This is a genomic window from Flavobacterium sp. HJSW_4 (assembly GCF_042436695.1).
Taxonomy (GTDB): Bacteria; Bacteroidota; Bacteroidia; order Flavobacteriales; family Flavobacteriaceae; genus Flavobacterium.
In genome coordinates, this window is the sequence record NZ_JBHNPP010000001.1 from 340,857 (window position 1) to 364,987 (window position 24,131).

Genomic DNA, 24,131 nt, shown 5'->3' on the forward strand with positions numbered 1-24,131 from the left:
TGCTTAAGAATTGCTTTGTGTGTTATTGATAGCTCCAAGCACGATTGTAACGTGATTAGAACGTTTTCTTATTCTGTGTGCACGACCTTGTGGAGCTGGACGAAGTCTTTTTAACATCATTCCACCATCTACTCTGATCTCTTTAACAAATAATCCAGCTTCTTCTAAATTACCTTCACTATTTTTTTGCTCCCAGTTGTTGATTGCAGATAATAATAGTTTTTCTAATTTTCTTGAAGCTTCTTTAGAACTGAATCTTAAAATGTTAAGTGCTCTTTCTACCTTCTGACCTCTTACCAAGTCCGCTACTAAGCGCATTTTTCTAGGTGAAGTAGGGCAGTTATTCAATTTTGCGAAAGCGATAGACTTATTAGCCTCTTTTCTCGCATCTGCTGTTTCTCTTTTACGAACTCCCATTGCTTCTTTTATTTTTTACCTTTATTTTTTGCTCCAGCATGACCTCTAAAAGATCTAGTTGGTGAAAACTCTCCTAATTTGTGACCTACCATGTTTTCTGTTACGTAAACTGGTACAAATTGACGACCGTTATGAACTGCGATAGTTTGTCCAACGAAATCTGGAGTAATCATTGAAGCTCTAGACCAAGTCTTAACAACTGCATTTTTACCACTTTCTACGTTTTCTTGAACTTTCTTGTCTAATTTATAATGAACGAAAGGTCCTTTTTTTAATGAACGTGCCATATCTTATTATTTCTTTCTACGTTCTACGATATACTTGTTACTCGGGTTTTTCTTAGAACGAGTTCTGTAACCTTTAGCTGGCAATCCGTTTCTTGAACGTGGGTGCCCTCCAGATGAACGTCCTTCACCACCTCCCATAGGGTGATCAACTGGGTTCATCGCTACTGGTCTAGTTCTAGGTCTTCTTCCTAACCATCTTGTTCTACCTGCTTTACCAGATACAACTAATTGATGATCAGAGTTAGAAACAGCTCCAATTGTAGCCGAACAAGTTAACAAGATTAATCTTGTCTCACCAGATGGCATTTTAATTGTTGCATATTTCCCGTCTCTTGCCATTAACTGAGCAAAAGTTCCAGCTGAACGAGCAATAACCGCTCCTTGTCCTGGACGTAACTCAATACAAGATATAACAGTTCCAAGAGGAATTCTGCTTAAAGGTAAAGTATTACCGATTTCTGGTTGAGACTCTGGTCCAGAAACTAATTTCTGTCCAACTTTCAATCCGTTTTGAGCGATAATATAAGTTTTCTCTCCATCAGCATAAGCTAATAAAGCGATAAACGCAGTACGATTTGGATCGTATTCAATTGATTTCACTGTAGCCGGAATTCCGTCTTTAGTTCTTTTGAAATCAATAATACGATATCTCTGCTTGTGACCACCACCCGTATAACGCATGGTCATCTTTCCTTGACTATTTCTACCTCCAGAGTTTTTTATCGGCGCTATCAAAGAGCGTTCCGGCTTATCAGTTGTAATGGCGTCATAACCATTCACAACTCTAAATCGCTGACCTGGGGTAATAGGTTTTAATTTTCTTACTGACATTTTTCTATCTTAGATATTGTTGTAAAAATCAATTGTTTCTCCTTCTTGTACTTGAACAATTGCTTTTTTGTATGCATTTGTCTTTCCACTGATTAAACCACTTTTAGTGTATTTAGTAGATCTATCTGGTCTCACATTCATTGTGTTAACAGAAACGATAGTTACTCCATAAGCAGCTTCTACAGCTTTCTTAATTTCAACTTTGTTTGCTTTTTTGTTAACAACGAATCCGAAGCGGTTTAGAACTTCACTTTCTTTGGTTACTTTTTCCGTTACTATAGGTCTGATAATGATGCTCATATTCCTATTATTTACTTAAATTTTCTTCAATTAACTCTAAAGAACCTTCCAAAAGCACTAAATTACTAGCGTTTAATATTGCGTAAGTGCTTAATTCTGAGCTAGTTACAACATTAGAGGCCTTTAAATTACGTGACGACAAATATACGTTTTTATTTGACTCACCCAATACAAATAGAGATTTTTTATTTTCTAACCCTAAAGCTTTCAAAACGTTAATGAAATTTTTAGTGTTTGGCACTTCAAAATTAAAGTCTTCAAGAACTACAATGTTAGCTTCTTTTGCTTTAATAGAGAAAGCTGATTTTCTAGCCAATCTTTTCAAGTTTTTATTCAATTTGAATGAATAACTTCTTGGTCTTGGTCCGAAAACTGTTCCTCCACCTTTAAACAAAGGATTCTTAACACTTCCTGCACGAGCAGTACCAGTTCCTTTTTGTTTTTTAATCTTACGCGTACTTCCAGTTACTTCAGCTCTTTCTTTAGCTTTATGAGTACCTTGTCTTTGATTAGCAAGATATTGCTTAACATCAAGATATACAGCGTGATTATTTGGTTCAATTGCGAATACTGAATCAGAAAGTTGAACTTTTCTACCAGTATCTTTTCCGTTGAAATCTAATACTTTTACTTCCATTACTTCTGAATGATTACGTAAGAGTTTTTGTGTCCAGGAATACACCCTTTAACAACAAGTAGATTCTTTTCAGCAACTACTTTTAAAACTCTAAGGTTTTGAACTTTTACATTTTCTCCTCCCATTCTTCCAGCCATACGCATTCCTTTGAATACTCTAGATGGATAAGAAGAAGCTCCTACAGAACCTGGCGCTCTTAAACGGTTGTGCTGACCATGAGTAGCCTGTCCAACACCACCAAAACCGTGACGCTTAACAACACCTTGGAAACCTTTACCTTTAGATACACCTTGTACATCTACAAATTCTCCTTCTGCAAAAATAGAAACATCAATAAGATCTCCTAATTTTTGTTCAGTTGCGAAATCTTGAAATTCAACGACTTTTTTCTTAGCAACAGTTCCAGCTTTTTTAAAGTGACCTAAAGCCGCTTTAGTAGAATGTTTCTCGTTTTTGTCATCGAAACCAAGTTGCAACGCTTCATACCCGTCAACCTCGTTGGTTCTGACTTGGGTAACAACGCATGGACCAGCTTCGATTACTGTACAAGGAATGTTTTTCCCGTTTTCGTCGAAAATACTAGTCATGCCGATTTTCTTACCAATTAACCCAGACATAAATATTAATTATTAATTACTAAAATTCCCTTCAATTTGAAAATAACAGAAATTTCCAAACAGGGAGTGCAAAAGTAGACATTAAAATCGAATATACCAAACAGTTACAAAAATTAAATCGCTCATAATCAAAATCCAAGCCTCAAATAAGCACCAAAAACAATCTTTCTAATATAAATTTCGAAAGTCTTTTTTTCAATTCGCACACAATTTTGACATAACTATTTATTAACAAAATAACAATAAAAAAACCTCGCACTCCCCTATAACAAAGGATTTTATGAAAAATTAAAAAATATTTTACCGCACGAATATTCTAAAATCACATCCCAAAAACCAATCTTGAAAAAACAAAAAAAGCGAGTCATTTCTGACTCGCTTTTTATATAAAAAAATATAAAAAAATTATACTTTTATCTCTACTTCAACACCACTTGGCAATTCAAGTTTCATTAAAGCATCAATAGTTTTAGATGAAGATGAATAAATATCAATCAATCTCTTGTATGACATTACTTCAAATTGCTCTCTCGCTTTTTTGTTAACGTGCGGAGAACGTAATACAGTGAAAAGTTTTTTGTGAGTTGGCAACGGAATAGGACCTGTTACAACCGCTCCAGTAGTTTTTACTGTTTTTACGATCTTTTCAGCAGATTTATCTACCAACATGTGATCGTAAGATTTTAGTTTTATTCTGATTTTTTGACTCATTTTCTTAAGAATTAAGCGTTACCTTTTGCTTTTTTAATTACCGCTTCTGAAATATTAGAAGGCGTTTCTGCATAGTGAGAAAACTCCATTGTTGAAGTAGCTCTACCTGAAGACAATGTTCTTAATGTTGTAACATAACCAAACATTTCAGATAAAGGCACATCAGCCTTGATAGTTTTAGCTCCATTTCTGTCACCCATATCATTAACCTGACCTCTACGACGGTTCAAGTCACCAACGATATCACCCATGTTTTCTTCTGGAGTAATAACTTCGATTTTCATGATTGGCTCAAGAATAACAGCTCCAGCAGCACGTCCTGATTCTTTATAACCCATTCTTGCAGCTAACTCAAAAGATAATGCATCAGAATCCACAGGGTGGAAAGATCCATCAGTTAAAGTAACTTTCAAACTATCCACAGCATATCCAGCTAATGGACCAGTTTTCATAGCTTCTCTAAATCCTTTTTCAACAGCAGGGATATATTCTTTAGGAACATTACCACCTTTTACAGCATTGATAAACTGCAATCCAACCGGAACTTTACCATCAACTTCATCAGCAGGCTCGATTGTAAATACGATATCACCGAATTTACCACGACCTCCAGATTGTTTCTTATAAGTTTCTCTATGTTGAGCAGATTTTGTAAACGCTTCTTTATATTCAACCTGAGGCTCACCTTGATTAACCTCTACTTTAAACTCACGTTTCATACGATCAACTAAGATATCTAAGTGAAGCTCACCCATACCAGAAATAATAGTTTGACCAGAAGCCTCGTCAGTTCTCACAGTAAACGTTGGATCCTCTTCAGCTAATTTAGCTAAAGCCATACCCATTTTATCAACGTCAGCTTTAGTTTTAGGCTCAATAGCAATACCAATTACCGGATCTGGGAATTTCATAGATTCCAAAATAATTGGATTCTTTTCATCACATAAAGTATCTCCAGTTTTGATATCTTTAAATCCTACAGCAGCTCCAATATCTCCAGCCTCAATAAATTCGATTGGATTTTGTTTGTTAGCGTGCATTTGGTAAATACGAGAAATTCTCTCTTTGTTACCAGAACGAGTATTTAAAACATAAGAACCAGCATCTAAACGCCCAGAGTAAGCACGGAAGAAAGCTAAACGACCTACGAATGGGTCAGTAGCAATTTTAAATGCCAAAGCTGCGAACGGCTCTTTTACGTCTGGTTTACGTAAGATTTTAGTTTGATCTTCTTCTAATAAATCAGCATCATCAGGGTGAATTCCTTCAATACCTTCTTTATCTAAAGGAGATGGCAAATATTTACAAACTGCATCTAACATAAATTGAACTCCTTTGTTTTTGAAAGAAGAACCAGCAAGCATAGGAATGATTGCCATGTCAATTGTAGCAGCTCTTAATGCATTATTAATCTCTTCTTCAGTAATAGAGTTCTCATCCTCCATATACTTATCTAAAAGATTTTCATCGTAAGTAGCGATTTCTTCAATAAGGATAGAACGATATTGTCTAACCTCGTCTACCATATCAGCAGGGATATCAACAACATCAAAAGTAGCTCCTTGAGTTTCATCATGCCAAACAATAGCTTGATTTTTAACTAAATCAACGATACCTTTAAAATCAGCCTCATCTCCAATAGGTAAAGTAATTGCAACCGCATTCGATTTCAACATATCTTTAACCTGTCCGCATACTCCTAAAAAGTTAGCACCTTGACGGTCCATTTTATTTACGAATCCCATACGAGGAACTCTATACTGATCAGCAAGTCTCCAGTTAGTTTCCGATTGAGGCTCAACACCATCAACAGCACTAAATAAGAAAACCAAACCATCAAGTACACGTAAAGAACGGTTTACCTCTACAGTAAAGTCAACGTGTCCAGGAGTATCAATAATATTAAAGTGGTATGGTAATGATTCTGGAATAACTTTTCCTTGCACAGTTGGAAAGTTCCAAGTACAAGTTGTAGCAGCAGAAGTAATTGTAATACCTCTTTCTTGCTCCTGAGCCATCCAGTCCATTGTTGCAGCACCATCGTGCACCTCACCAATTTTGTGTGACTTTCCAGTATAAAAAAGAATACGCTCAGTTGTTGTTGTTTTACCAGCATCAATGTGAGCAGCAATTCCGATATTTCTTGTATATTTTAAATCTCTAGCCATTTCTTTATGAATTAAAATCTAAAGTGAGAGAATGCTTTGTTAGCTTCTGCCATTTTGTGAGTATCCATTCTTTTCTTAACCGCAGCACCTTCTTCTTTAGCAGCTGCTAAACACTCAGAAGCTAAACGCTGTGCCATAGATTTTTCATTTCTTCTTCTTGAATAAAGTATTAACCACTTCATTGCCATAGAAATTTTTCTGTCTGGACGAATTTGCATTGGGATTTGGAATGTAGCTCCACCAACTCTACGGCTACGTACTTCTACGTGAGGCATAACGTTTGTTAAAGCATCTTTCCAGATCTCTAATGAAGTCTTCTCATCATTTTGCTTTTTAGATTCAATGATATCAATAGCATCATAAAATACTTTAAAAGCTGTAGATTTCTTACCATCCCACATTAAGTTGTTCACAAAACGTGTAACTAATTGGTCATTAAACCTTGGATCCGGTAAAAGTGGTCTTTTCTTTGCCGCTCTTTTTCTCATGTCTTTTTCTTAAAAGTTTTTAAATTACTTTTTTGCTTCTTTTGGGCGTTTAGCACCGTACTTAGATCTTCTTTGCGTTCTTCCTGCAACTCCTGACGTGTCAAGCGCTCCACGAACGATATGATATCTAACACCTGGTAAATCTTTTACCCTTCCACCTCGCACTAATACTATCGAGTGCTCTTGCAGATTGTGTCCTTCTCCTGGGATGTAAGCATTCACCTCATTACCATTTGTCAAACGTACACGCGCAACTTTACGCATTGCAGAGTTTGGTTTTTTTGGTGTAGTAGTGTAAACACGCGTACAAACCCCTCTTCTTTGAGGACAAGAATCTAAAGCAACCGATTTACTCTTCTTAGTGATCTGAGTTCTTCCTGTTCTTACTAATTGTTGAATTGTTGGCATAATTAATACTAAAAATTATTATGTTTATTAAATTCCCGCTTTTTACGGGGTTGCAAATGTATAAAATAATTTTCACTATACAAACGTTAAATCATTAATTTTCAACAACATTATTTATATCTATGATTTAACAAAGAAACATTAGATATTTGCTTTACATTTAACTAACAAAACAATTGCATTTGAAACAATTACATTACATACTCATTTTACTCCTTTCATCAAATTGTTTTGCGCAATCTTTCTACCTTAATATAAACGGAATCAACAAAAAACAAAACCAAACAATTGATTCTATTCTTTACATAAAAAAGCACCCAAATATTAAATCGCTAAACAGCGAAGTTTCTACAGCAATAAACAGACTTGCAAAAAAAGGATACATAGACTCGAAAACACTCGAAAACACAAAGATAAATGACAGCACCTACACTGTTTTAATAGACTTAAAAACCAGAATAAAAGAGGTACATATATATATAGGTATAAATAGTTTTTTTTATGAATCAAAAAAAATAGCAAAAGACACCATAATCATACCTTATATAGAACTTGAAAATTTCCTAAATCAAGAAATATCAGACAACGAAAAAGCTGGTTTTGCTTTTTCAAAAATCAAATTAGAAAATATTCGAAAAAAGAATTCAATAATTTATGCCGACTTAAATTTCGATTCCGAAAAAAAAAGATCTTTAAATTCCATTATTGTAAATTATACAAATCCTGCCCTAAAAGATTATTTTCCAAAAGGAGCACTGAAACAATTAAACAAAAAATACTTAAATAAAACTTTTAACCAAGAAACCGTAAAAAGACTATATGACGATATTAATAGTTTCGAATTTATTTCCCAAACCAAATATCCAGAAATACTATTCACTCCAGATTCAACAAAAATCTATACTTATCTTGACAAAAGAAAAGCAAATAATTTTGACGGCTATATCGGTTTTTCAAATGACGATAACAAAAAGCTAATTCTAAATGGATATTTAGACATCACATTAACCAATATACTCAGAGCTGGTGAGAAATTTTCTCTTTATTGGAAAAGCGATGGCAATCAACAAAAAACTTTTAATACCAAACTCGAAATCCCATACCTATTCCAATCTCCTATTGGATTAAAAGCACAATTAAACATCTTTAAACAAGACAGCACATTTCAAAACACCAAAACAGATATAAACTTAGGATATTATTTAAATTACAACTCCAAACTCTATTTAGGTTATCAATCTACTGAATCTAGCGACATCCAAAACATCAACAATTCCACAATCAGTGATTTCAACAATTCTTATATTACATCTACTTACGAGTATAAAAAAATAGACTCCAACAATAACCTAATGCCTGGAAAAGCTTTTTTAAGCTCGATTGTAGGACTCGGAAAACGGGAGACAAATAATGACCCTGAAACCGCAGAACCAAGCAAACAATATTACATAAATTTAAATGCAACATACAATTTTGAACTAAATAGCAAAAATTACATTAACGTAAATTCGCAAAATTTCTATTTAGACAGCAAAAATTACATTTCGAATGAATTATTCAGATTTGGCGGAATGAATTCTATTAGGGGATTTTCCGAGAATAGCCTTCAAGCAAACTTTTATTCTTCAATTCTTACAGAATACAGATACATGTTTTCAAAAAGCGCATATATCCATTCTATTGCGGATTACGCTATCTATCAAGACTTAACCAGTATTTCAAATCCTAAAAAAATTAAGAATTTAATAGGAATCGGCATAGGTGCAGGAATACAAACAAAAAACGGAATTTTACGAATTATTCTCACGAATGGCCAGCAAAATCAACAAGAAATACAATTATATAACACTATCGTAAACATATGTTATAATGTTAAATTTTAAAGTTTACCAAAAAAAGATTTTTATTTATTAGGAAAGTTAACAAATTATTAAGAGTTTTGCGATACTAATTCAAAATATTTAAAAATGAAACTAAAGTTCAATGGATTCTTAGTGCTTTTATTAGTACTAGTTGCGCAACTTTCTTTTGCGCAAGAAAGAGCTGTTTCGGGAACAGTTTCTGACAATGCAGGAATGCCTTTACCAGGTGTTAGTGTATTAGTTAAGGGAACAAAAGCTGGAACGCAAACCGATTTTGATGGTAAATACTCTATCAAAGCATCATCAAGCCAAGTATTGGTATTTAGCTACATTGGGATGAAAACTCAAGAGATAGCTGCAACTTCATCAACAGTTAACGTAAAATTAGCTGGAGATGCTCAAGAACTTGAAAGCGTTGTAGTAACAACAGCTTTAGGTGTAAAAAGAGAGAAAAAATCTCTTGGTTATGCTACACAAGAGGTTAAAGGAGGAGATTTAAGAAATGGTACTTCAAGTGGTAACTTCTTAAACGAACTTTCTGGTAAAGTTGCCGGTGTTAACATTACAAGAAACACTAACTTTGGAGGTTCTACAAGTGCTATTTCTCGTGGGGTTAAAGCTATTGGTCAAAGTAATGAGATGTTAATCGTAATTGATGGTATGCCTATCAACAACGGTAATAACACGAATGACGGAACAACAGCTCAATCTTCTGGATCTAGAGGATTTGACTACGGTAATAACGGTATGGATATCAATCCAGAAGATATTGAAAGTGTGAACGTATTAAAAGGTGCTGCGGCTTCTGCATTATACGGATACTTAGCTGGTAACGGGGTTTTAATGATCACGACTAAAAAAGGTAAAGCTAGAAAAGGATTAGGTATTACTGTTTCTTCTGAAGTAGTAACTGGTAGCCCAGATAAAAGTACTTTCCTTAAATACCAAAAAAATTATGGTGCTGGATACGGTTCTTCATTCTCTTCACAAGATATCGATGGTGACGGAGTTAATGACAGCGTAGTTCTTATGGGAGACGATGCTTCTGTTGGAGATCGTTTTGATCCTACAAAAAATGTTTACCAATGGGATGCTTTCTCTTCATATCCAGGAAACGCAAACTACGGAAAAGCTACTCCATGGCAAGCTGCTGCAAACGATCCATTTTCTTTCTTCCAAAACTCACTTTCTTTAGTGAACAGTATCTCATTTGAAGATGGAAATGAAAAAACAAATGTTGTATTCAACTATACAAACACTGACCAATCAGGTGTTTTAATTAATAGTGAATTAAGAAAAAACAACTTTAGTTTAAAATTAAACCACCAATTTACAGATAAATTATCTTTAAGCACATTTGCTAACTTTTCTGCACAACAAACAGTTGGTAGAAACATGACAGGATACAGCGACAACATCGTTTCTGGTTTCCGTCAGTGGTGGCAAACAAACGTTGATATTAAAGAATTAGAAAGAGCATACAACAATTCAGGACAACAAAACATTACTTGGAACAGAAAATCTGTTGAAAATGGAGCTCCTGCATATTGGAACAACCCTTACTTTGAGCGTTACCAAAACTACCAAAACGATAGTAGAAATCGTTTTATTGGTTATGCTAACTTAACTTACAAAATTGCTGACTGGCTTTCTGCAACTGGAAAAATCTCTACAGATACTTACTCTGAGATCCGTGAAGAAAGAGTTGCTGTAGGATCTGTAGCAAAAACATTTGGTATCAATGCTCTTGATGAGACTTCAGGATATCAACGTTACAATGGTAACTTCTCTGAGCAGAACTATGACTTGATTCTTACTTTTAACAAAAAGTTCGGTGAAGATTTTAGCTTAAGCGGAGTAGCTGGGGGAACAATTAGAAACACTTATTTCAACCAAATTACAGCTTCTACTCAAGGAGGTTTAATTATTCCTGGAATTTACAGTTTATCTAACTCTAAATCTGCGAGCCCATACCCTTACGAAAGAGAAACTAAAGCTTCTGTTAACAGTTACTATATTTCTGGATCTTTCGGATACTTAGATACATACTTTATTGATGCTACTGCTCGTAGAGATGCATTCTCAAACTTACCTGCAGATGACAACGCTTTAGCTAGTTATTCAGTTTCTGGTAGCTGGGTTTTCTCTAAAAACATTGATGCTAGCTGGTTAAGCTTTGGTAAATTAAGAGGAGGTTACTCTGAAAGCCCATTAGGAACACCTGCATTAGCATTGGTTGACACTTATACTAAATACGATCCATTCAATGGAAATCAAATGTATTCTGTAAACTCAATTAAAAACAATCCAGATCTTAAACCTATTAAAACTAATACACAAGAGATCGGTCTTGAGATGCAATTCTTAAACAGAAGAGTTGGATTTGACGTGAGTTTATACAAAAACGTGAATGACGGAGAAGCTGTAAGAGTACCTTATTCTACTGCTACAGGTTACACTTCTAAATATGTAAATGCTGCTAAAGTAGAAAACAAAGGTATCGAGGTTCAGTTTAATGTAACTCCAGTAAAAACAAACAACTTTACTTGGGATATTAACGTAAACTGGTCTAAAAACGAAAACATGGTTACAGCTTTAGCTGATGGTGTAACTAACTTACAAGTTTCTTCTTTCCCTGGTACAGTAACTTTAAATGCTGTTGTTGGTCAACCATTCGGAGTATTAAAAGGAACAGATTATACTTATGATGCTAACGGACAAAGAATCGTTAACCCAGCAACTGGTAGATATGTAATCAATACTTCTACAAACAACATTATTGGAAACATCAATCCAGATTGGATTGGAGGTATCCGTAACAAATTCGCTTACAAAAACCTATCTTTCAGCTTCTTAATTGACGCTAAACACGGAGGTGATGTATTCTCTACTGACCAATGGTATGGAGTTGGAACTGGTTTAACTGATGAAACTGGTGGTAACAATGACCTTGGAAATCCAAAAAGAAATACTTTAGTTAATGGTGGTGGTGTAATCCTTCCAGGTGTTTATGCTGATGGAACTCCAAACACAACAAGAACTGCTTACTCTACAGGTGGAGCTATCACAAATGCTTACACTAACGGACCAAGAAGTCAATATGTTTATGATGCTGGCTTCATCAAATTAAGAGAGGTAAACATTACTTATACTTTACCATCTTCTTTAGTACAAAAAATGAAATTAGTTGATGCTAGAATTTCGCTTATTGGATCTAACCTATGGATCATCCAAAAGAACCTTCCAGATGCAGATCCAGAAAGTGGATTAGGATCTAACGTAGGATCTCAAGGTCTTTCTATCGGTTCTTTACCAACAACTAGAAATATTGGTTGTAACTTAACAATAAAATTCTAAGCTATGAAAAATAGACTATTAATATTAATATCGTTCATTGCCTTATTTTCATCTTGCTCTGATGATTTTGGGAACATGAACCAAGACACAAAAAACCCTACCACTACTTCTCCAGACTTTTTATTTACAAATGCTGAGAAATTTATGGTGGATCAGGTTACTAGCACATCTGTTAACTTTAACGTATTCAGATTATATGCTCAACAATGGGCAGAGGTACAATACCCACAAGAAACTCAATATGACTTAACTGGACGTACAATTCCAGATCGTCACTGGGCAACTTACTACCGTGATGTACTTAGAGATTTCAAAGAAGCTAAAACTCTTTTAGTTGAAGAAAAAGCTAATTACAAAGGAGAAGCTGAAGGTTTAGTAGTAATTGACAATAAAATTGCAATTATTGACATTTTAACTTCTTACTGCTACGGTATCTTAGTTGATACTTTTGGAGATGTTCCTTACACAGAAGCTTTAGATATTGATGCTCATCCACAACCAAAATACGATGATGCTCAAACTATTTATAGAGATTTACTAGCTGTATTAACTGCTGCATCTCATAAATTAGACCAATCTGTTGGAAGCTATGGGGATGCTGACCTTATTTATGGTGGTAATACTGCTAAATGGGCTAAATTTGCAAACTCTCTTCGTTTAAGAATGGCTATCATGATGGATGATGTTGATCATACTTATGCTACTGCACAAGCTTTAGCTGCACAGGCTGATGGTTTAATCTTAACTAGCGCAGATGGTACTTACATGCCTTATGCTACAAATACAACAAATAACAACCCGTTATATCTTGACTTAGTAGCTAGTGGACGTGATGACTTTGTTCCTGCAAATACATTTGTAGATAAATTAAATGCACTTTCTGATCCAAGAAGACCTAAATACTTCACTGAGTTCCCAGAAGGTTCTGGATTATACAAAGGAGGAGTATATGGAACTGTTAACATTTATGGAGATTTCTCTCACATAACTCCAACACTTAAAGATCCTGTTTACCCAGGAGTACTTTTCACATATTCAGAAGTTGAATTTTTATTAGCTGAAGGTGTAGAAAGAGGTATCTTTGGTGGTTCTGCTGAATCTCACTACAACGCTGCTGTTACTGCATCTTTACAAGATTGGGGAGTAGCTGCTAGTGACATCACTACTTACTTAGCTAGAACTGATGTAGCATACACTACTGCTACTGGTACTTGGAAACAAAAAATTGGAGAGCAAGCTTGGATTTCTTACTACAATAGAGGTTTTGAAGCTTGGACATCTTACAGAAGATTAGACTTCCCTGCTTTAGTTGCACCTCCTGTAACATTTGGTGACATCACTGAAGTTCCAAAACGTTACTCTTATCCAGGAATCGAGCAGACATTAAACGCTGCAAACTTAGAAGCTGCAGTTGCAAAATTGGGTAACAATGCTGTAACTACAAAACTTTTCTGGGACAAACACTAATATATACTAATAGTACAAATATGAAAAAATACATAAAACAAATCGCTGCGTTTGCATTTATTGTGACATTAGCTTCTTGTTCTGCAGATGACAATATGGAGCTTGGAACTACTGGAGGTAATGCAGTTCCAACAACGTCTAGCATAAGTCGTTTGGACAATAATTACGACTTAGTGCTTAACACTTTTACTAAAGCAGGCGTAACTGTTTCTAAAGTTGAAATCTTCAAAAACAATGCAAAAACAACTTCTGATCCTATTGTATTTGGAGATAAAGTAGCGGACGCAGTTTTAAGTGAAGGAAAAGCTACTTTCAACACTTCTAAATTAGGAAGTTTTGATAATTTCCCTGTAACATCAGGAAGTACAACAACATTAACTGGTAAAACAGGAACATTTCAGTTGGCAGTTCTTGGAACTTACTCTGATGGGACTACATCTCAAGCTGTATTCAGTTTAGTTGTTGGAAAAGGAATTACTTGGCAAGGTTTTGATGATTCTGGAGCTCTTGTTAACACAACTACAAGTGGTGTATCAACAATTGAACTTGATGATTTAACTCCTGTTAATGTATACATTAATCCAATTAAGAAAGCGTCAACTACAGTAACAAGCATTGTTGGATACTGGGCTAAAAATGATAGTACTACATTTGCAGCATTACCATTAACCCTGACTAACGGTAAACAAACTATAGACTTAGCTAAAATTGATTATTCTACTTATGGAGGACTTGTAGCTGGTGACAAAATCACTTACAAGTTTATTATAACTGCAGGAACTCAAACAGATGAGATTTCTACAACAGTTACATTTGTAGACGAAGAATAGAAATTACTGACTATGTTCAAAGAACAAAAAGTCAAGAGTTAAAATTCAAAATAAGAAGGATCTTTTTTTAATTATTCCTTTTTTTAAATGAAACTAAACCATCCCAATTCGGGATGGTTTTTTTTTATATAAACATTACCTATATTTGTCCAATGGAAAAAGAACATCAAATATTTGGCATCAGAGCCATCATAGAAGCAATTCAGGCAGGAAAAGAAGTAGACAAAGTTTTCATACAGAAAGATATTTCTGGTGAGCTTATGAAAGATTTAATGAAAGTGATGAAACGTGCAAACGTCAATTTCTCTTATGTGCCTGTAGAAAAATTAAATCGCCTAACTCCAAATAATCACCAAGGTGCAGTAGCAACCATCTCTCCTATTGGCTTTATCGATTTAGAACATCTTGTTGAGTCAACTGTTGAGTCAGGTAAAAAACCTCTTTTTCTTATCTTAGATCAGCTATCAGATGCTAGAAACTTTGGTGCTATTATTAGAACTGCAGAGTGTACTGGCGTAAACGGAATCATTGTACAAAAAGCAGGTTCTGCTCCAGTAAACGGCGATACTGTAAAAACTTCTGCCGGTGCCGTATTCAATGTGCCTATTTGCAAAGTTGAACATATAAAGGATGCTATCTTTTATTTGCAAGGTTCTGGAATCAAAACAGTGGCTGCAACTGAAAAAACAGATCAAAACATATACGACATATCACTAGCAGAACCAGTTGCAATTATTATGGGGTCTGAAGATCGAGGAATAAATCCTTCTGTCTTAAAAATAGTAGATGAAAAAGCTAAGTTGCCAATGTTTGGTTCGATCGGATCACTAAACGTGTCTGTTGCCTGCGGTGCTTTTCTATACGAAGCTGTTCGACAAAGAATCTAAAAATACATTGAGATTAAGATTAGAATGAAATAATTAAACACCTTTTAATTAATGCTTTCAAAATCTAATTCAAAATTAAAAATTACATTATTCCGCTGCCTGTTTGTAGTTTTCATAATTACAAACAGCTACGGACAAAATACTACGTACAATCAGTTTTGGAATGAATTTCAGTTCAATCAGACTTTAAGCAAAAAGTGGGCAACTGAAATAGATTTTGCTGCAGCTTACAGCAGTACCGAATCATCACCGAACTTATTTGAAAATACGATTCAAAGATCCATTAGAGGTTGGGGACATTACTACTTTTCTCCAAGATGGAAATTTTCAGCTTTTGTAGCTCATTTCAATAATAGAGATGTACCAGAAATTGGTCAATTCGAATCTCCTGAATGGCGTTTTGCTCTTCAAGGCACTTATTTTTTTCATAAAACAGGTTACACATTAAGCACAAGAATGCGTACTGAATATCGTCATATTAAAAATGAAGATGATGAATATGAAAATGTTTTTAGATATCGTCAGCAGATTAAATACATTCAACCTCTTAATAGTAAATTTTTAAGAAGTGGCGTTGTTTATGCAGTAGCATCTGATGAACTTTATTTTAAATCTGGAGCAAAAGTTACAGGCGAAAGTTTCTTTGATCGGAATCGATTGAATGTTGGGGCTGGTTATTTGTTTACAGATGATTTTCAAGTCGAATTAACTTACTGTAACGAATACCTTCCAAGAAATAGTGGAAATCAAACTACTAATGCTGCCTCGCTAACGGTCACCTTCAATAATCTTATTCGAAATCTTCAAAAGAAAATCGAAGCTAAAAACCATCCCGAAGTAAAAGACGAAGAGTAAACTAGTTTTCTTCTTTCTTTAAAAAGCATTTTAGCTGTTCTACAATAGCATTTTTATGGAGCTTAAAGTTATAGCTTCTTACAAATTCAGTGCCCTGCATATTAATTTCAGCGCTAACAGCTTCGTAATTAGAAAATGCTTCGATATCTTTATTATCAATCAAATAAAGTACCTGCATAATAGAATCGTTACGTCGATACTGAGTATCGTAATGTGTCAGCTTATATGTTTTGCTATCTGCTAAGTGAATTACTAAATCATCTTTGATTTTCTTCCCTTCTTTCTTTTCTGGAAAAGGCGTGGGCTGTAGTGCAACAAAATAATGTTCTTCGTCAGTAACAATATTAATTTTTAGCGATTTTGATTTTGTTGTATAAAAGACTGCTGGTTCAAAATAGTAAATCATACTTCCATCTGCCTGCACCCTATTTTTTATTTCACATTGAGCAATGCTCTTCGCATTAAAAACAAAACATAAAAACAAAACTAAAAACTTCATTTTCATAATGCTCGAAATTAAATTGTTAGCCTAACAAATTTACTTCTTTTATTTCAAATAAAATTATTGCTTAGTTTCTTCTTCTTGTTCTCCTTTTTTAATGACGATATAATTTACTGGGTGACTAGAAAAAAAATAATCAATCCCCTCTTCTTCCTCATGAGAAACAGGTACAAAATTTCCATTTTCATCAAAATGCTTCATAAAAGGATCATTGCTTGGATCAAAATCTGGACGCTGCCAATCGTAAACAATTGGTTTTGCATATTCAGGTGCTTTGTAAAATAAAGTCAAAACGAAACCCGTGATAAGACCTGCCAAATGCCCTTCCCAAGAAATGGATTGATCAACATCTGGAAAAACATACCAAATCATTCCGCCGTAAAGTAAAATTACAGTCAAAGACAACGCTACCAATCTGTAATACTTAGTCTGAATGCCTTTAAAGAAAATAAAACTAACTAGCACATAAATTAATCCACTTGCGCCAATGTGGAAATTTTCTCTTCCTACCACCCAAGTTATCAATCCTGAAAATATAATCCCGTAGACAATAACTCCAAAAGTTTGTTTTGGATAAAAAAATTGCATTGCCGCCAATAGTATTAACATTGGAATACTATTGTTATATAAGTGGTCTAAATTTTCATGAATGAATGGACTAAACAAAACACCTCGAAGTCCTATAAAATCTCGAGGATAAATTCCGTATTGGTAAAAATCAAAATCAAAACGGATCTGAAGCCAATACACTATCCATAAAAAAAGCACAAAAAATAACGGAAGTCCTATAACCGAATTTGAAAACTTAAAATTAGTATCGCTCATATTTTTACAAAATAACATTTAACTGAACTCAAAAAACTATCCAAAAATATTTTACTGATAATTTGTCATATCAGAAAACAACAAATTGTCTCAAATCAGAACAATCCTTCTCTTTGAGTACTGTTTTAACTTTTGAATGAATGAAATTTAAATCTTAAAATAGTAATTTTGTGATATGGAAGCACCTTTAGCAGAGCGTATTCGTCCGCAGAAATTAGAAGATTATATAAGCCAACTTCATTTGGTTGGACCAACTGGTTCTTTAACACAGCAAATTTCAAAAGGAATAATTCCTTCGTTGATTTTCTGGGGGCCTCCTGGCACAGGAAAAACAACATTAGCCCAAATTATTGCTCAGGAATCCAAAAGACCTTTTTATATCTTAAGCGCCATAAATTCTGGTGTAAAAGATATTCGTGATGTTATTGAAAAAGCAAAACAAAGCGGAGGGCTTTTTACTGCTAAAAATCCTATCCTTTTTATTGATGAGATTCATAGATTTAGTAAATCTCAACAAGATTCCCTTTTGGCTGCTGTCGAAAAAGGCTGGATAACTTTGGTTGGTGCAACAACCGAAAACCCAAGTTTTGAAGTAATTCCTGCATTATTGTCACGTTGTCAAGTTTATATACTAAATGCTTTTACAAAAGCCGATTTAGAGTCTCTTTTAGAACGCGCAATGAAAACGGATGCTTATTTATTGACAAAAAAAATAAATCTAAAAGAAACAGAAGCTTTATTACGCATTTCTGGTGGCGACGGGAGAAAACTGCTAAATGTGTTTGAGCTTGTTGTAAATGCTTCTGCCGGAGACGAAATTACAATAACCAATGATCGCGTTTTCGAACTTGTACAGCAAAATACGGTTCTTTATGATAAAACTGGCGAACAGCATTATGATATTGTTTCTGCATTTATAAAATCTATTCGTGGCAGCGATCCTAACGGAGCTGTTTATTGGTTGGCCAGAATGATTGAAGGTGGAGAAGATGTGAAATTCATTGCCAGAAGAATGCTCATTTTAGCAAGTGAAGATATTGGAAATTCGAACCCAACTGCGCTTATAATGGCAAATAACACATTTCAAGCCGTTACTACTATCGGATATCCTGAAAGTCGTATCATTTTAAGCCAATGTGCCATTTATTTAGCTACATCTCCAAAAAGCAATGCTTCTTATATGGCTATTGGAAATGCGCAACAATTGGTAAAACAAACTGGCGATTTGCCTGTTCCGATTCATTTGCGAAATGCTCCTACCAAATTAATGAAGGAGCTAGGATATGGAGATGAATATAAATATTCGCACGACTATGCCAACAATTTTGCCGAACAAGAGTTTTTGCCAGATGCTATAAAAGAAACGGTTCTTTACAATCCTGGAAACAATTCTAGAGAGAATAGTACCCGCGAATTTTTAAAGAACCGTTGGAAAGATAAATACGGCTATTAAACCGTATTTTGTATTTAGAATTTAACTACAATTTTTTCTGAAACCAGTTTGTCATTCTGATAAGACTCAAAATACCATTGACCATCTTCTTTCAAGATTAGCGAACCTTGAACATTATCTTTTGTTGCGATGTAAACATTTGGCTGTGAAGTTTTGAAAAGTTTCATAACCACTTTTGGCGTTTTATCGATCAATTGATAACCCGATTCTGTTGGCTGAGCATATAATAAATTTGGATCTTTTAAATCTGGTGAAGGAGTCGCCGCAACTGTATTCGCAGGTGCTACTTTTACCGCTGCAGCTGCAGGAACAACTGTTGCTGCCAAAGTTTCAGCCGTATTTTTCTGTGCGACTGGCAATTTAGATGGCGCTACAGACTTACCGCTGTATTTATAATGCAATGCATAAATCGACTTGAAAGCATTATCTAGAGATTCTCTATAAGCTACCTCATATTCTTTCTCTCTACTTTTACCTACTTCTGATGTGTAAATAACTTGCCCGTAACAATCTTTTAGTTCAACAAAAAGCTTAGTTACCAAAAATGCATTATCTTTTTTTACATCAACGTATAAAACCTGACAACGATCTGTAAGTCCATCTGGCAATTGTTCATTTGTATAATAAGCTTCAAAACCCGCCTTTAACAAATTTGATTTTGTTAATGTAGCCAAACGATATTGATTGTCAGTTTTTATAAAATCATATCTCAGAGGCACAATTACAGCTCTGTAATCATTAACAGACTGCGCGAATCCAATAACTGAACATAAGAAGGCAGTAAGTAAAAGTTTAATTTTCATAATTATAAATAGTTTTTTAGTTCTAATAGATGGTTAATTTGTTTATAATTTCCCGAAACGTCTACTCGTTTTTCATTAAAGAAAATAGCATCTATACCAGCATTTAAAGCCCCATTAACATCAGCTTCAAAATCGTCGCCGATCATGATACTGTTTTCTTTTGAAGTATTGGCCAATTTTAATGCATAATCAAATATAATACTATTTGGTTTTTTAACCCCAGCTAATTCCGAATTTGTAATTGTGCTGAAATATCCTCCAAGTGAAGCATTATTTATTTTCTTTTCCTGAACTTGAGCAAATCCGTTTGTTATAATATGAAGTTTATATTTTGGTTTTAAATATTCTAAAACTTCAATGGCTCCATCAAAAAGATAATTATTATCGGTAAGAAACTCGATGTAGTCATTAGCAATTTCGAAAATATTCTCTTCTGAAATTACATAATTCAATGCATCAAATGAAAACTTCAAACGATTATAACGCAATTCTTGGTGCGTAATTTTATCATTCTGATACAATCGCCAACATTCTTGATTGATCGGAATATATTCTTTAATAAAATCTTGGGTAATGATTTCTTGATATTTGCTTTTAAAAATACGATCAAAAGCCATTTCTGAGTTTTTATCAAAATCCCAAAGCGTGTGATCTAAATCAAAAAAGATGTCGGTAATATTGGTATTCATGTGTTAAAAGATTCCTTCATCTACAAAACTATAATATTTTGATTCAGTTATAATCAAATGATCTAAAACTTTAACATCTAACTTGTTTCCAGCCTCGCGAATTTTCCTAGTAATTTGCTTATCGGCATCACTAGGAATCAAACTACCCGAAGGATGGTTATGACACAAAATCAAGGCTGTAGCACATTTTTCAAATGCTAATTTAAAAATCAATCTTACATCAACGGTTGTACCGCCAATTCCTCCCTTACTCAATTGCGTCTTAGAAATCACATTATTGGAATTATTAAGAAAAAGTACCCAAAATTCTTCATGAGGTAATTCTCCTATTATTGGTTGCATTAATTCAAAAACCCTCTTACTAGACTTTATATTAACCAATTCAATAGCTTTTTCTGATCTCCGTCTTGCGCACAATTCAAGGGCTGCAACAATTGTAACCGCCTTTGCCTCTCCTATTCCTTTAAATTGCATCAACTGTGCAATAGATAATTTTGCCAAAGAATTAAGTCCGCCAACACTGGCCAAAATACGCTGACTTAGTGCAACGGCAGATTCGTTGCGACTTCCAGAACCTATTAAAATAGCTAATAATTCAGCATCACTTAAAACATCTTTCCCTTTTAGCATTAATTTTTCGCGAGGCTTATCATCTTCAGACCAGTTTTTTATCGCGAAATGACTTCCATCCATAAACATAAAAATTTAGAAAGCGAATATATATTAAAAAGAAGAAAAATCTTTCAAATATTGTTATGCATTTTGAAAATTATTATATTTAAAATTAAATCTTCTGAAAATGAATCCATTGCAATTCACTCTTTTATTCTTTATTTTCATTTCCTGTCAACAAAAAGAATCTAAAGCTCTTGCAGTTTCAGATTCCTTTAAACCAACAACTTTCGCAGAAAAATTGTCCCAAGCTGCAATCTCAATAATCGATCCGTCTGTTGATTATGACCCCGCGTATTTTAAAATTGAATATCCAAATGGTGATGTCCCAAAAAATAAAGGCGTTTGTACGGATGTTATAATTCGTTCGTATAGAATCTTAAATATTGATTTGCAAAAAGAAGTTCATGAAGATATGATCGAGAATTTTTCACTTTATCCAAATCTCAAAAATTGGGGAATGACGAAAACCGATACAAATATTGATCATCGAAGAGTTCCAAACCTAGAAGTTTTTTTCGAAAGAAAAGGAACAAAATTACCCATAACTCAAGATGCAAAAGATTACAAAACTGGAGAATTAGTAACTTGGATGATCAACGATAAACTGCCGCATATTGGAATTGTAACCAATAAAAAGTCCAAAGATGGAAAACGAAATTTAATCGTTCATAATGTCGGTCGCGGACAAGTTCTAGAAGATTGTTTGTTTGAATATAAAATCGTCGGACATTTTAAATATGAAGGAACTTCAAATTAGAAAATGAGAAAATTTGTCAATTAGATAATTCAAAAAAAAAGTGCCAACTGCAAAGCAATTGACACGTTATCTAATTTTCTAATTGATTAATTACTCAATTAACCCTTTAACATCATCAAAATTTAAGCCTCCATAATTTCCTGAACTCATCAGTAAAAGTGCAGAATTATCTAAATTTAAGTTGAATAAATATTCTTTAAACTCAGTTGGATTAGTATAAATAATTAAATCTTTTCTGTTGAATGCTGTAGCAATTTGCTCATAAGTTACTTCTTCTAGTTGTTTGATTTTTACCGCATCTGGCGAATAAAAAACAACTGCAATATCGGCATATTCTAAAGCACCTTCATATTCTTTCAAAAACTCAGCATTTAAACTGCTATAAGTATGCAACTCTAAACAAGCCACTAAAGTTCTGTTCGGATATTGTTCTTTCACTGCTTTTGTCGTTGCAGCCACTTTACTTGGTGAATGGGCAAAATCTTTGTAAGCTACTTTTCCTTTTCCTTCAGCAATTTTTTCTAAGCGTTTAGAAGCTCCTTTGAAACTTGCAATTGCTTCGTAGAAATCTTCTTCATCAACACCCATATTTTGGCAAATCCATTTTGCACCAGCCAAATTATTTAAGTTGTGCGCCCCGAAAACTTCAATTGGCATATCGCCTTCTGGAGTTTTTAATAAAGTTACACCATCATTTACAGAATAATCTGGAGTTGAATAAGCAATTTTCCTAATCGGATTTGTTGCCGCTTCAGAAACGCGTTTTACTTCTGGATCATTTTCGTTATAAACTAAAATTCCTCCGTTTGTAATTTTTTCGATGAAAATCTCAAACTGTTCCACATAGTTTTCATATGTTGGAAAAACATTAATATGATCCCACGCAATTCCAGAAATCAAAGCAATATTTGGTTGATATAAATGAAACTTTGGACGTCTGTCAATTGGAGAAGACAAATATTCATCCCCTTCCAAAACCATAAAATCATTTTCTTCTGTCAAATGCACCATCGTATCGAAACCTTCCAACTGCGCTCCCACCATATAATCTACTGCGATATTGTGGTAATGCATTACGTGAAGAATCATTGAAGTAATAGTAGTTTTACCATGAGAACCGCCAATTACAACACGAGTTTTATTTTTAGATTGCTCGTATAAAAACTCAGGATACGAATAAATTTTCAAGCCTAATTCCTGCGCTTTCAACAATTCAGGATTATCCGCTTTTGCGTGCATACCTAAAATAATAGCATCAATATCTGAAGTGATTTTTTCTGGAAACCATCCCATTTCAGCAGGAAGAATTCCTTTCTTATCTAATCTTGATTTTGAAGGTTCAAAAATTGCATCGTCACTTCCTGTTACCTGATATCCTTTATTATGTAATGCTAATGCAAGATTGTGCATAGCGCTTCCGCCGATGGCGATGAAATGTGTTTTCATTTAAATTCCAATTTTTAAATTCCAAATCTCATTTTTGCTGAAATTTGCCTTTATATTATTCCGCGAATTTTTGTTTTAAATCCTTAGCTTTTTTGGGGTCTTTTAACTTATTCAAATATAGATTATATAATTTTTGAAATGTCACTTTTGAACCGCCAATTTCATGCGCTTTCTTATAATTTTTCTCGGCCAAATTATACCTTTTGAAATATTCTTCAATTCTGCCTCGCGATAAATAACCATCGACTGGAGAAAATTGAGCTAATTCATTTGAATAAACAATTGCTTTCGATTCACTTCCCCCTAGAATGCCTGGCAATTGAAGATATATTTCGATTAAAGCCCACCTTGCCTGAACATGTTTTGGATTCAATTCTATGGCTTTCTCAAAAGCGTCTTTCATGTCTCCAACCATTGTAAAAGCTTTTAATCGATTCACTTCAACCGCTCTCATAGCCAAACATCCTCCATACTTAAAAAAATAATCAGCTGTATTTGGACGCAATTCTTTAAGTTTTTTGAAGTATGACGCTCCTTTTACCCACATTTTTTGATGCCCTGCTCCTTCTCCTAAATACTCTAATGCTTTTATATCGGATGGATTGTTTTTTAAAATTCCTTCAAAAATAGACTCAGCTTCACTATATTTTTTGGCCTGAAATAATTTTTCTCCCTTCTCAAAATTAGATTGCGCCCAACCTAAAGCAGGCAAAATAAAAAGAAATAAAAGGAGATTTTTCATGCATCAAAAATAATGAAATATAAAATAAAAAACCCGACAGCTTAAAACTGTCGGGCTTAATTTTATAAAGAAATTAAGATTATTTAGTAATCGTCAATTCGTCAATGATGTTTTTTG

General features: G+C 34.1%; 25 protein-coding genes. 8 read left to right on the forward strand and 17 right to left on the reverse strand.

Translation table 11 applies throughout. The annotated features are described in order from the left end of the window. Window positions 1–3: 3 nt before the first annotated feature. The 10 genes from rplV to rpsL all read right to left on the reverse strand — a co-directional run bounded on the left by rplV (window position 4) and on the right by rpsL (window position 6,864). Entirely contained in the window at window positions 4–417 is a 414-nt protein-coding gene (rplV, locus tag ACE01P_RS01695) for a 50S ribosomal protein L22 (protein ID WP_007803631.1), read from the reverse strand. 8 nt (window positions 418–425) lie between these two features. Next, window positions 426–704 carry a 30S ribosomal protein S19 gene (gene rpsS, locus ACE01P_RS01700; RefSeq protein ID WP_008464288.1) on the reverse strand — a complete coding sequence of 93 codons (279 nt, stop codon included), beginning with the start codon at window positions 702–704 and terminating at the stop codon, window positions 426–428. A 6-nt stretch (window positions 705–710) separates the two neighbouring features. After that, window positions 711–1,535, reverse strand: a complete 825-nt coding sequence (rplB, locus tag ACE01P_RS01705; protein ID WP_008464287.1) for a 50S ribosomal protein L2 — start codon at window positions 1,533–1,535, stop codon at window positions 711–713. A gap of 9 nt (window positions 1,536–1,544) precedes the next feature. Next, window positions 1,545–1,835 carry a 50S ribosomal protein L23 gene (gene rplW, locus ACE01P_RS01710; RefSeq protein ID WP_008464286.1) on the reverse strand — a complete coding sequence of 97 codons (291 nt, stop codon included), beginning with the start codon at window positions 1,833–1,835 and terminating at the stop codon, window positions 1,545–1,547. 7 nt (window positions 1,836–1,842) lie between these two features. Next, window positions 1,843–2,472, reverse strand: a complete 630-nt coding sequence (gene rplD, locus ACE01P_RS01715; protein ID WP_379693380.1) for a 50S ribosomal protein L4 — start codon at window positions 2,470–2,472, stop codon at window positions 1,843–1,845. Beyond that, on the reverse strand, window positions 2,472–3,089 hold the full coding sequence (rplC, locus tag ACE01P_RS01720) for a 50S ribosomal protein L3 (RefSeq protein ID WP_379693383.1): 618 nt from the start codon (window positions 3,087–3,089) through the stop codon (window positions 2,472–2,474). The genes rplD and rplC overlap by 1 nt, the downstream gene beginning before the upstream one ends. A gap of 405 nt (window positions 3,090–3,494) precedes the next feature. Next, window positions 3,495–3,800 carry a 30S ribosomal protein S10 gene (rpsJ, locus tag ACE01P_RS01725; protein WP_007803605.1) on the reverse strand — a complete coding sequence of 102 codons (306 nt, stop codon included), beginning with the start codon at window positions 3,798–3,800 and terminating at the stop codon, window positions 3,495–3,497. Window positions 3,801–3,811: 11 nt separating this feature from the next. Next, a complete protein-coding gene (gene fusA / locus ACE01P_RS01730; RefSeq protein ID WP_379693385.1) occupies window positions 3,812–5,968 on the reverse strand; it encodes an elongation factor G in 2,157 nt (718 codons plus the stop codon). A gap of 11 nt (window positions 5,969–5,979) precedes the next feature. Beyond that, window positions 5,980–6,456, reverse strand: coding sequence for a 30S ribosomal protein S7 (gene rpsG / locus ACE01P_RS01735; RefSeq protein WP_017495022.1), 477 nt, complete (start codon window positions 6,454–6,456; stop codon window positions 5,980–5,982). A gap of 24 nt (window positions 6,457–6,480) precedes the next feature. Further along, window positions 6,481–6,864, reverse strand: a complete 384-nt coding sequence (gene rpsL, locus ACE01P_RS01740) for a 30S ribosomal protein S12 (protein WP_007136570.1) — start codon at window positions 6,862–6,864, stop codon at window positions 6,481–6,483. A 182-nt stretch (window positions 6,865–7,046) separates the two neighbouring features. On the opposite strand from rpsL, the gene ACE01P_RS01745 reads away from it, so the two are divergent. The 6 genes from ACE01P_RS01745 (at window position 7,047) to ACE01P_RS01770 (ending at window position 16,122) form a co-directional block, all read left to right on the forward strand. Continuing rightward, on the forward strand, window positions 7,047–8,747 hold the full coding sequence (locus ACE01P_RS01745) for a hypothetical protein (protein WP_379693389.1): 1,701 nt from the start codon (window positions 7,047–7,049) through the stop codon (window positions 8,745–8,747). 84 nt (window positions 8,748–8,831) lie between these two features. Further along, window positions 8,832–12,083, forward strand: coding sequence for a SusC/RagA family TonB-linked outer membrane protein (locus ACE01P_RS01750; protein ID WP_379693391.1), 3,252 nt, complete (start codon window positions 8,832–8,834; stop codon window positions 12,081–12,083). Window positions 12,084–12,086: 3 nt separating this feature from the next. After that, a complete protein-coding gene (locus tag ACE01P_RS01755) occupies window positions 12,087–13,550 on the forward strand; it encodes a SusD/RagB family nutrient-binding outer membrane lipoprotein (protein WP_379693394.1) in 1,464 nt (487 codons plus the stop codon). A 20-nt stretch (window positions 13,551–13,570) separates the two neighbouring features. Next, complete coding sequence (locus ACE01P_RS01760) at window positions 13,571–14,380, forward strand: hypothetical protein (RefSeq protein WP_379693397.1); 810 nt, start codon at window positions 13,571–13,573, stop codon at window positions 14,378–14,380. A gap of 152 nt (window positions 14,381–14,532) precedes the next feature. Next, on the forward strand, window positions 14,533–15,267 hold the full coding sequence (rlmB, locus tag ACE01P_RS01765; protein WP_379693399.1) for a 23S rRNA (guanosine(2251)-2'-O)-methyltransferase RlmB: 735 nt from the start codon (window positions 14,533–14,535) through the stop codon (window positions 15,265–15,267). A 51-nt stretch (window positions 15,268–15,318) separates the two neighbouring features. Then, window positions 15,319–16,122 carry a DUF2490 domain-containing protein gene (locus ACE01P_RS01770; protein ID WP_379693400.1) on the forward strand — a complete coding sequence of 268 codons (804 nt, stop codon included), beginning with the start codon at window positions 15,319–15,321 and terminating at the stop codon, window positions 16,120–16,122. 1 nt (window position 16,123) lies between these two features. On the opposite strand, the gene ACE01P_RS01775 is transcribed toward ACE01P_RS01770, so the two are convergent. Next, window positions 16,124–16,627 (reverse strand): hypothetical protein, encoded by a 504-nt coding sequence (locus tag ACE01P_RS01775; protein ID WP_379693401.1) that lies wholly within the window; start codon window positions 16,625–16,627, stop codon window positions 16,124–16,126. Between the two features lie 57 nt (window positions 16,628–16,684). After that, a complete protein-coding gene (locus ACE01P_RS01780) occupies window positions 16,685–17,449 on the reverse strand; it encodes a rhomboid family intramembrane serine protease (RefSeq protein WP_379693403.1) in 765 nt (254 codons plus the stop codon). A 175-nt stretch (window positions 17,450–17,624) separates the two neighbouring features. Here ACE01P_RS01780 and ACE01P_RS01785 point away from each other — a divergent pair, with 175 nt between their 5' ends. Continuing rightward, entirely contained in the window at window positions 17,625–18,902 is a 1,278-nt protein-coding gene (locus ACE01P_RS01785; protein WP_379693405.1) for a replication-associated recombination protein A, read from the forward strand. Window positions 18,903–18,916: 14 nt separating this feature from the next. On the opposite strand, the gene ACE01P_RS01790 is transcribed toward ACE01P_RS01785, so the two are convergent. Genes ACE01P_RS01790 through radC form a run of 3 tightly spaced genes read right to left on the reverse strand, consistent with a single transcriptional unit; the run spans window position 18,917 to window position 21,087 of the window. Further along, a complete protein-coding gene (locus ACE01P_RS01790; RefSeq protein ID WP_379693407.1) occupies window positions 18,917–19,705 on the reverse strand; it encodes a hypothetical protein in 789 nt (262 codons plus the stop codon). 2 nt (window positions 19,706–19,707) lie between these two features. Next, entirely contained in the window at window positions 19,708–20,394 is a 687-nt protein-coding gene (locus ACE01P_RS01795) for a YjjG family noncanonical pyrimidine nucleotidase (protein ID WP_379693410.1), read from the reverse strand. A 3-nt stretch (window positions 20,395–20,397) separates the two neighbouring features. Then, entirely contained in the window at window positions 20,398–21,087 is a 690-nt protein-coding gene (gene radC / locus ACE01P_RS01800; RefSeq protein ID WP_379693413.1) for a DNA repair protein RadC, read from the reverse strand. 106 nt (window positions 21,088–21,193) lie between these two features. Between radC and ACE01P_RS01805 the strand changes: the two genes are divergently transcribed. Further along, window positions 21,194–21,826, forward strand: a complete 633-nt coding sequence (locus ACE01P_RS01805) for a DUF1287 domain-containing protein (RefSeq protein WP_379693415.1) — start codon at window positions 21,194–21,196, stop codon at window positions 21,824–21,826. Between the two features lie 90 nt (window positions 21,827–21,916). On the opposite strand, the gene murC is transcribed toward ACE01P_RS01805, so the two are convergent. Continuing rightward, the gene (gene murC, locus ACE01P_RS01810; RefSeq protein WP_379693418.1) at window positions 21,917–23,272 is read right to left on the reverse strand and encodes a UDP-N-acetylmuramate--L-alanine ligase; all 1,356 of its coding nucleotides are present in this window, start codon (window positions 23,270–23,272) and stop codon (window positions 21,917–21,919) included. Between the two features lie 55 nt (window positions 23,273–23,327). Next, window positions 23,328–24,014: a tetratricopeptide repeat protein gene (locus ACE01P_RS01815; protein WP_379693420.1), complete on the reverse strand. Its 687-nt coding sequence runs from the start codon at window positions 24,012–24,014 to the stop codon at window positions 23,328–23,330. Between the last annotated feature and the right edge of the window lie 117 nt (window positions 24,015–24,131).

Bases quoted from the DNA above. Each gene is read 5' to 3' on its own strand.
- rplV (WP_007803631.1), bottom strand. From the start codon at position 417: ATGGGAGTTCGTAAAAGAGAAACAGCAGATGCGAGAAAAGAGGCTAAT.
- rplW (WP_008464286.1), bottom strand. From the start codon at position 1,835: ATGAGCATCATTATCAGACCTATAGTAACGGAAAAAGTAACCAAAGAA.
- rplC (WP_379693383.1), bottom strand. From the start codon at position 3,089: ATGTCTGGGTTAATTGGTAAGAAAATCGGCATGACTAGTATTTTCGAC.
- ACE01P_RS01750 (WP_379693391.1), top strand. From the start codon at position 8,832: ATGAAACTAAAGTTCAATGGATTCTTAGTGCTTTTATTAGTACTAGTT.
- rpsG (WP_017495022.1), bottom strand. From the start codon at position 6,456: ATGAGAAAAAGAGCGGCAAAGAAAAGACCACTTTTACCGGATCCAAGG.
- ACE01P_RS01785 (WP_379693405.1), top strand. From the start codon at position 17,625: ATGGAAGCACCTTTAGCAGAGCGTATTCGTCCGCAGAAATTAGAAGAT.
- ACE01P_RS01760 (WP_379693397.1), top strand. From the start codon at position 13,571: ATGAAAAAATACATAAAACAAATCGCTGCGTTTGCATTTATTGTGACA.
- rplB (WP_008464287.1), bottom strand. From the start codon at position 1,535: ATGTCAGTAAGAAAATTAAAACCTATTACCCCAGGTCAGCGATTTAGA.
- radC (WP_379693413.1), bottom strand. From the start codon at position 21,087: ATGGATGGAAGTCATTTCGCGATAAAAAACTGGTCTGAAGATGATAAG.
- rpsJ (WP_007803605.1), bottom strand. From the start codon at position 3,800: ATGAGTCAAAAAATCAGAATAAAACTAAAATCTTACGATCACATGTTG.
- ACE01P_RS01755 (WP_379693394.1), top strand. From the start codon at position 12,087: ATGAAAAATAGACTATTAATATTAATATCGTTCATTGCCTTATTTTCA.
- ACE01P_RS01790 (WP_379693407.1), bottom strand. From the start codon at position 19,705: ATGAAAATTAAACTTTTACTTACTGCCTTCTTATGTTCAGTTATTGGA.
- ACE01P_RS01770 (WP_379693400.1), top strand. From the start codon at position 15,319: ATGCTTTCAAAATCTAATTCAAAATTAAAAATTACATTATTCCGCTGC.
- fusA (WP_379693385.1), bottom strand. From the start codon at position 5,968: ATGGCTAGAGATTTAAAATATACAAGAAATATCGGAATTGCTGCTCAC.
- ACE01P_RS01795 (WP_379693410.1), bottom strand. From the start codon at position 20,394: ATGAATACCAATATTACCGACATCTTTTTTGATTTAGATCACACGCTT.
- ACE01P_RS01805 (WP_379693415.1), top strand. From the start codon at position 21,194: ATGAATCCATTGCAATTCACTCTTTTATTCTTTATTTTCATTTCCTGT.
- rplD (WP_379693380.1), bottom strand. From the start codon at position 2,472: ATGGAAGTAAAAGTATTAGATTTCAACGGAAAAGATACTGGTAGAAAA.
- ACE01P_RS01780 (WP_379693403.1), bottom strand. From the start codon at position 17,449: ATGAGCGATACTAATTTTAAGTTTTCAAATTCGGTTATAGGACTTCCG.
- rpsS (WP_008464288.1), bottom strand. From the start codon at position 704: ATGGCACGTTCATTAAAAAAAGGACCTTTCGTTCATTATAAATTAGAC.
- ACE01P_RS01775 (WP_379693401.1), bottom strand. From the start codon at position 16,627: ATGAAAATGAAGTTTTTAGTTTTGTTTTTATGTTTTGTTTTTAATGCG.
- rpsL (WP_007136570.1), bottom strand. From the start codon at position 6,864: ATGCCAACAATTCAACAATTAGTAAGAACAGGAAGAACTCAGATCACT.
- rlmB (WP_379693399.1), top strand. From the start codon at position 14,533: ATGGAAAAAGAACATCAAATATTTGGCATCAGAGCCATCATAGAAGCA.
- murC (WP_379693418.1), bottom strand. From the start codon at position 23,272: ATGAAAACACATTTCATCGCCATCGGCGGAAGCGCTATGCACAATCTT.
- ACE01P_RS01815 (WP_379693420.1), bottom strand. From the start codon at position 24,014: ATGAAAAATCTCCTTTTATTTCTTTTTATTTTGCCTGCTTTAGGTTGG.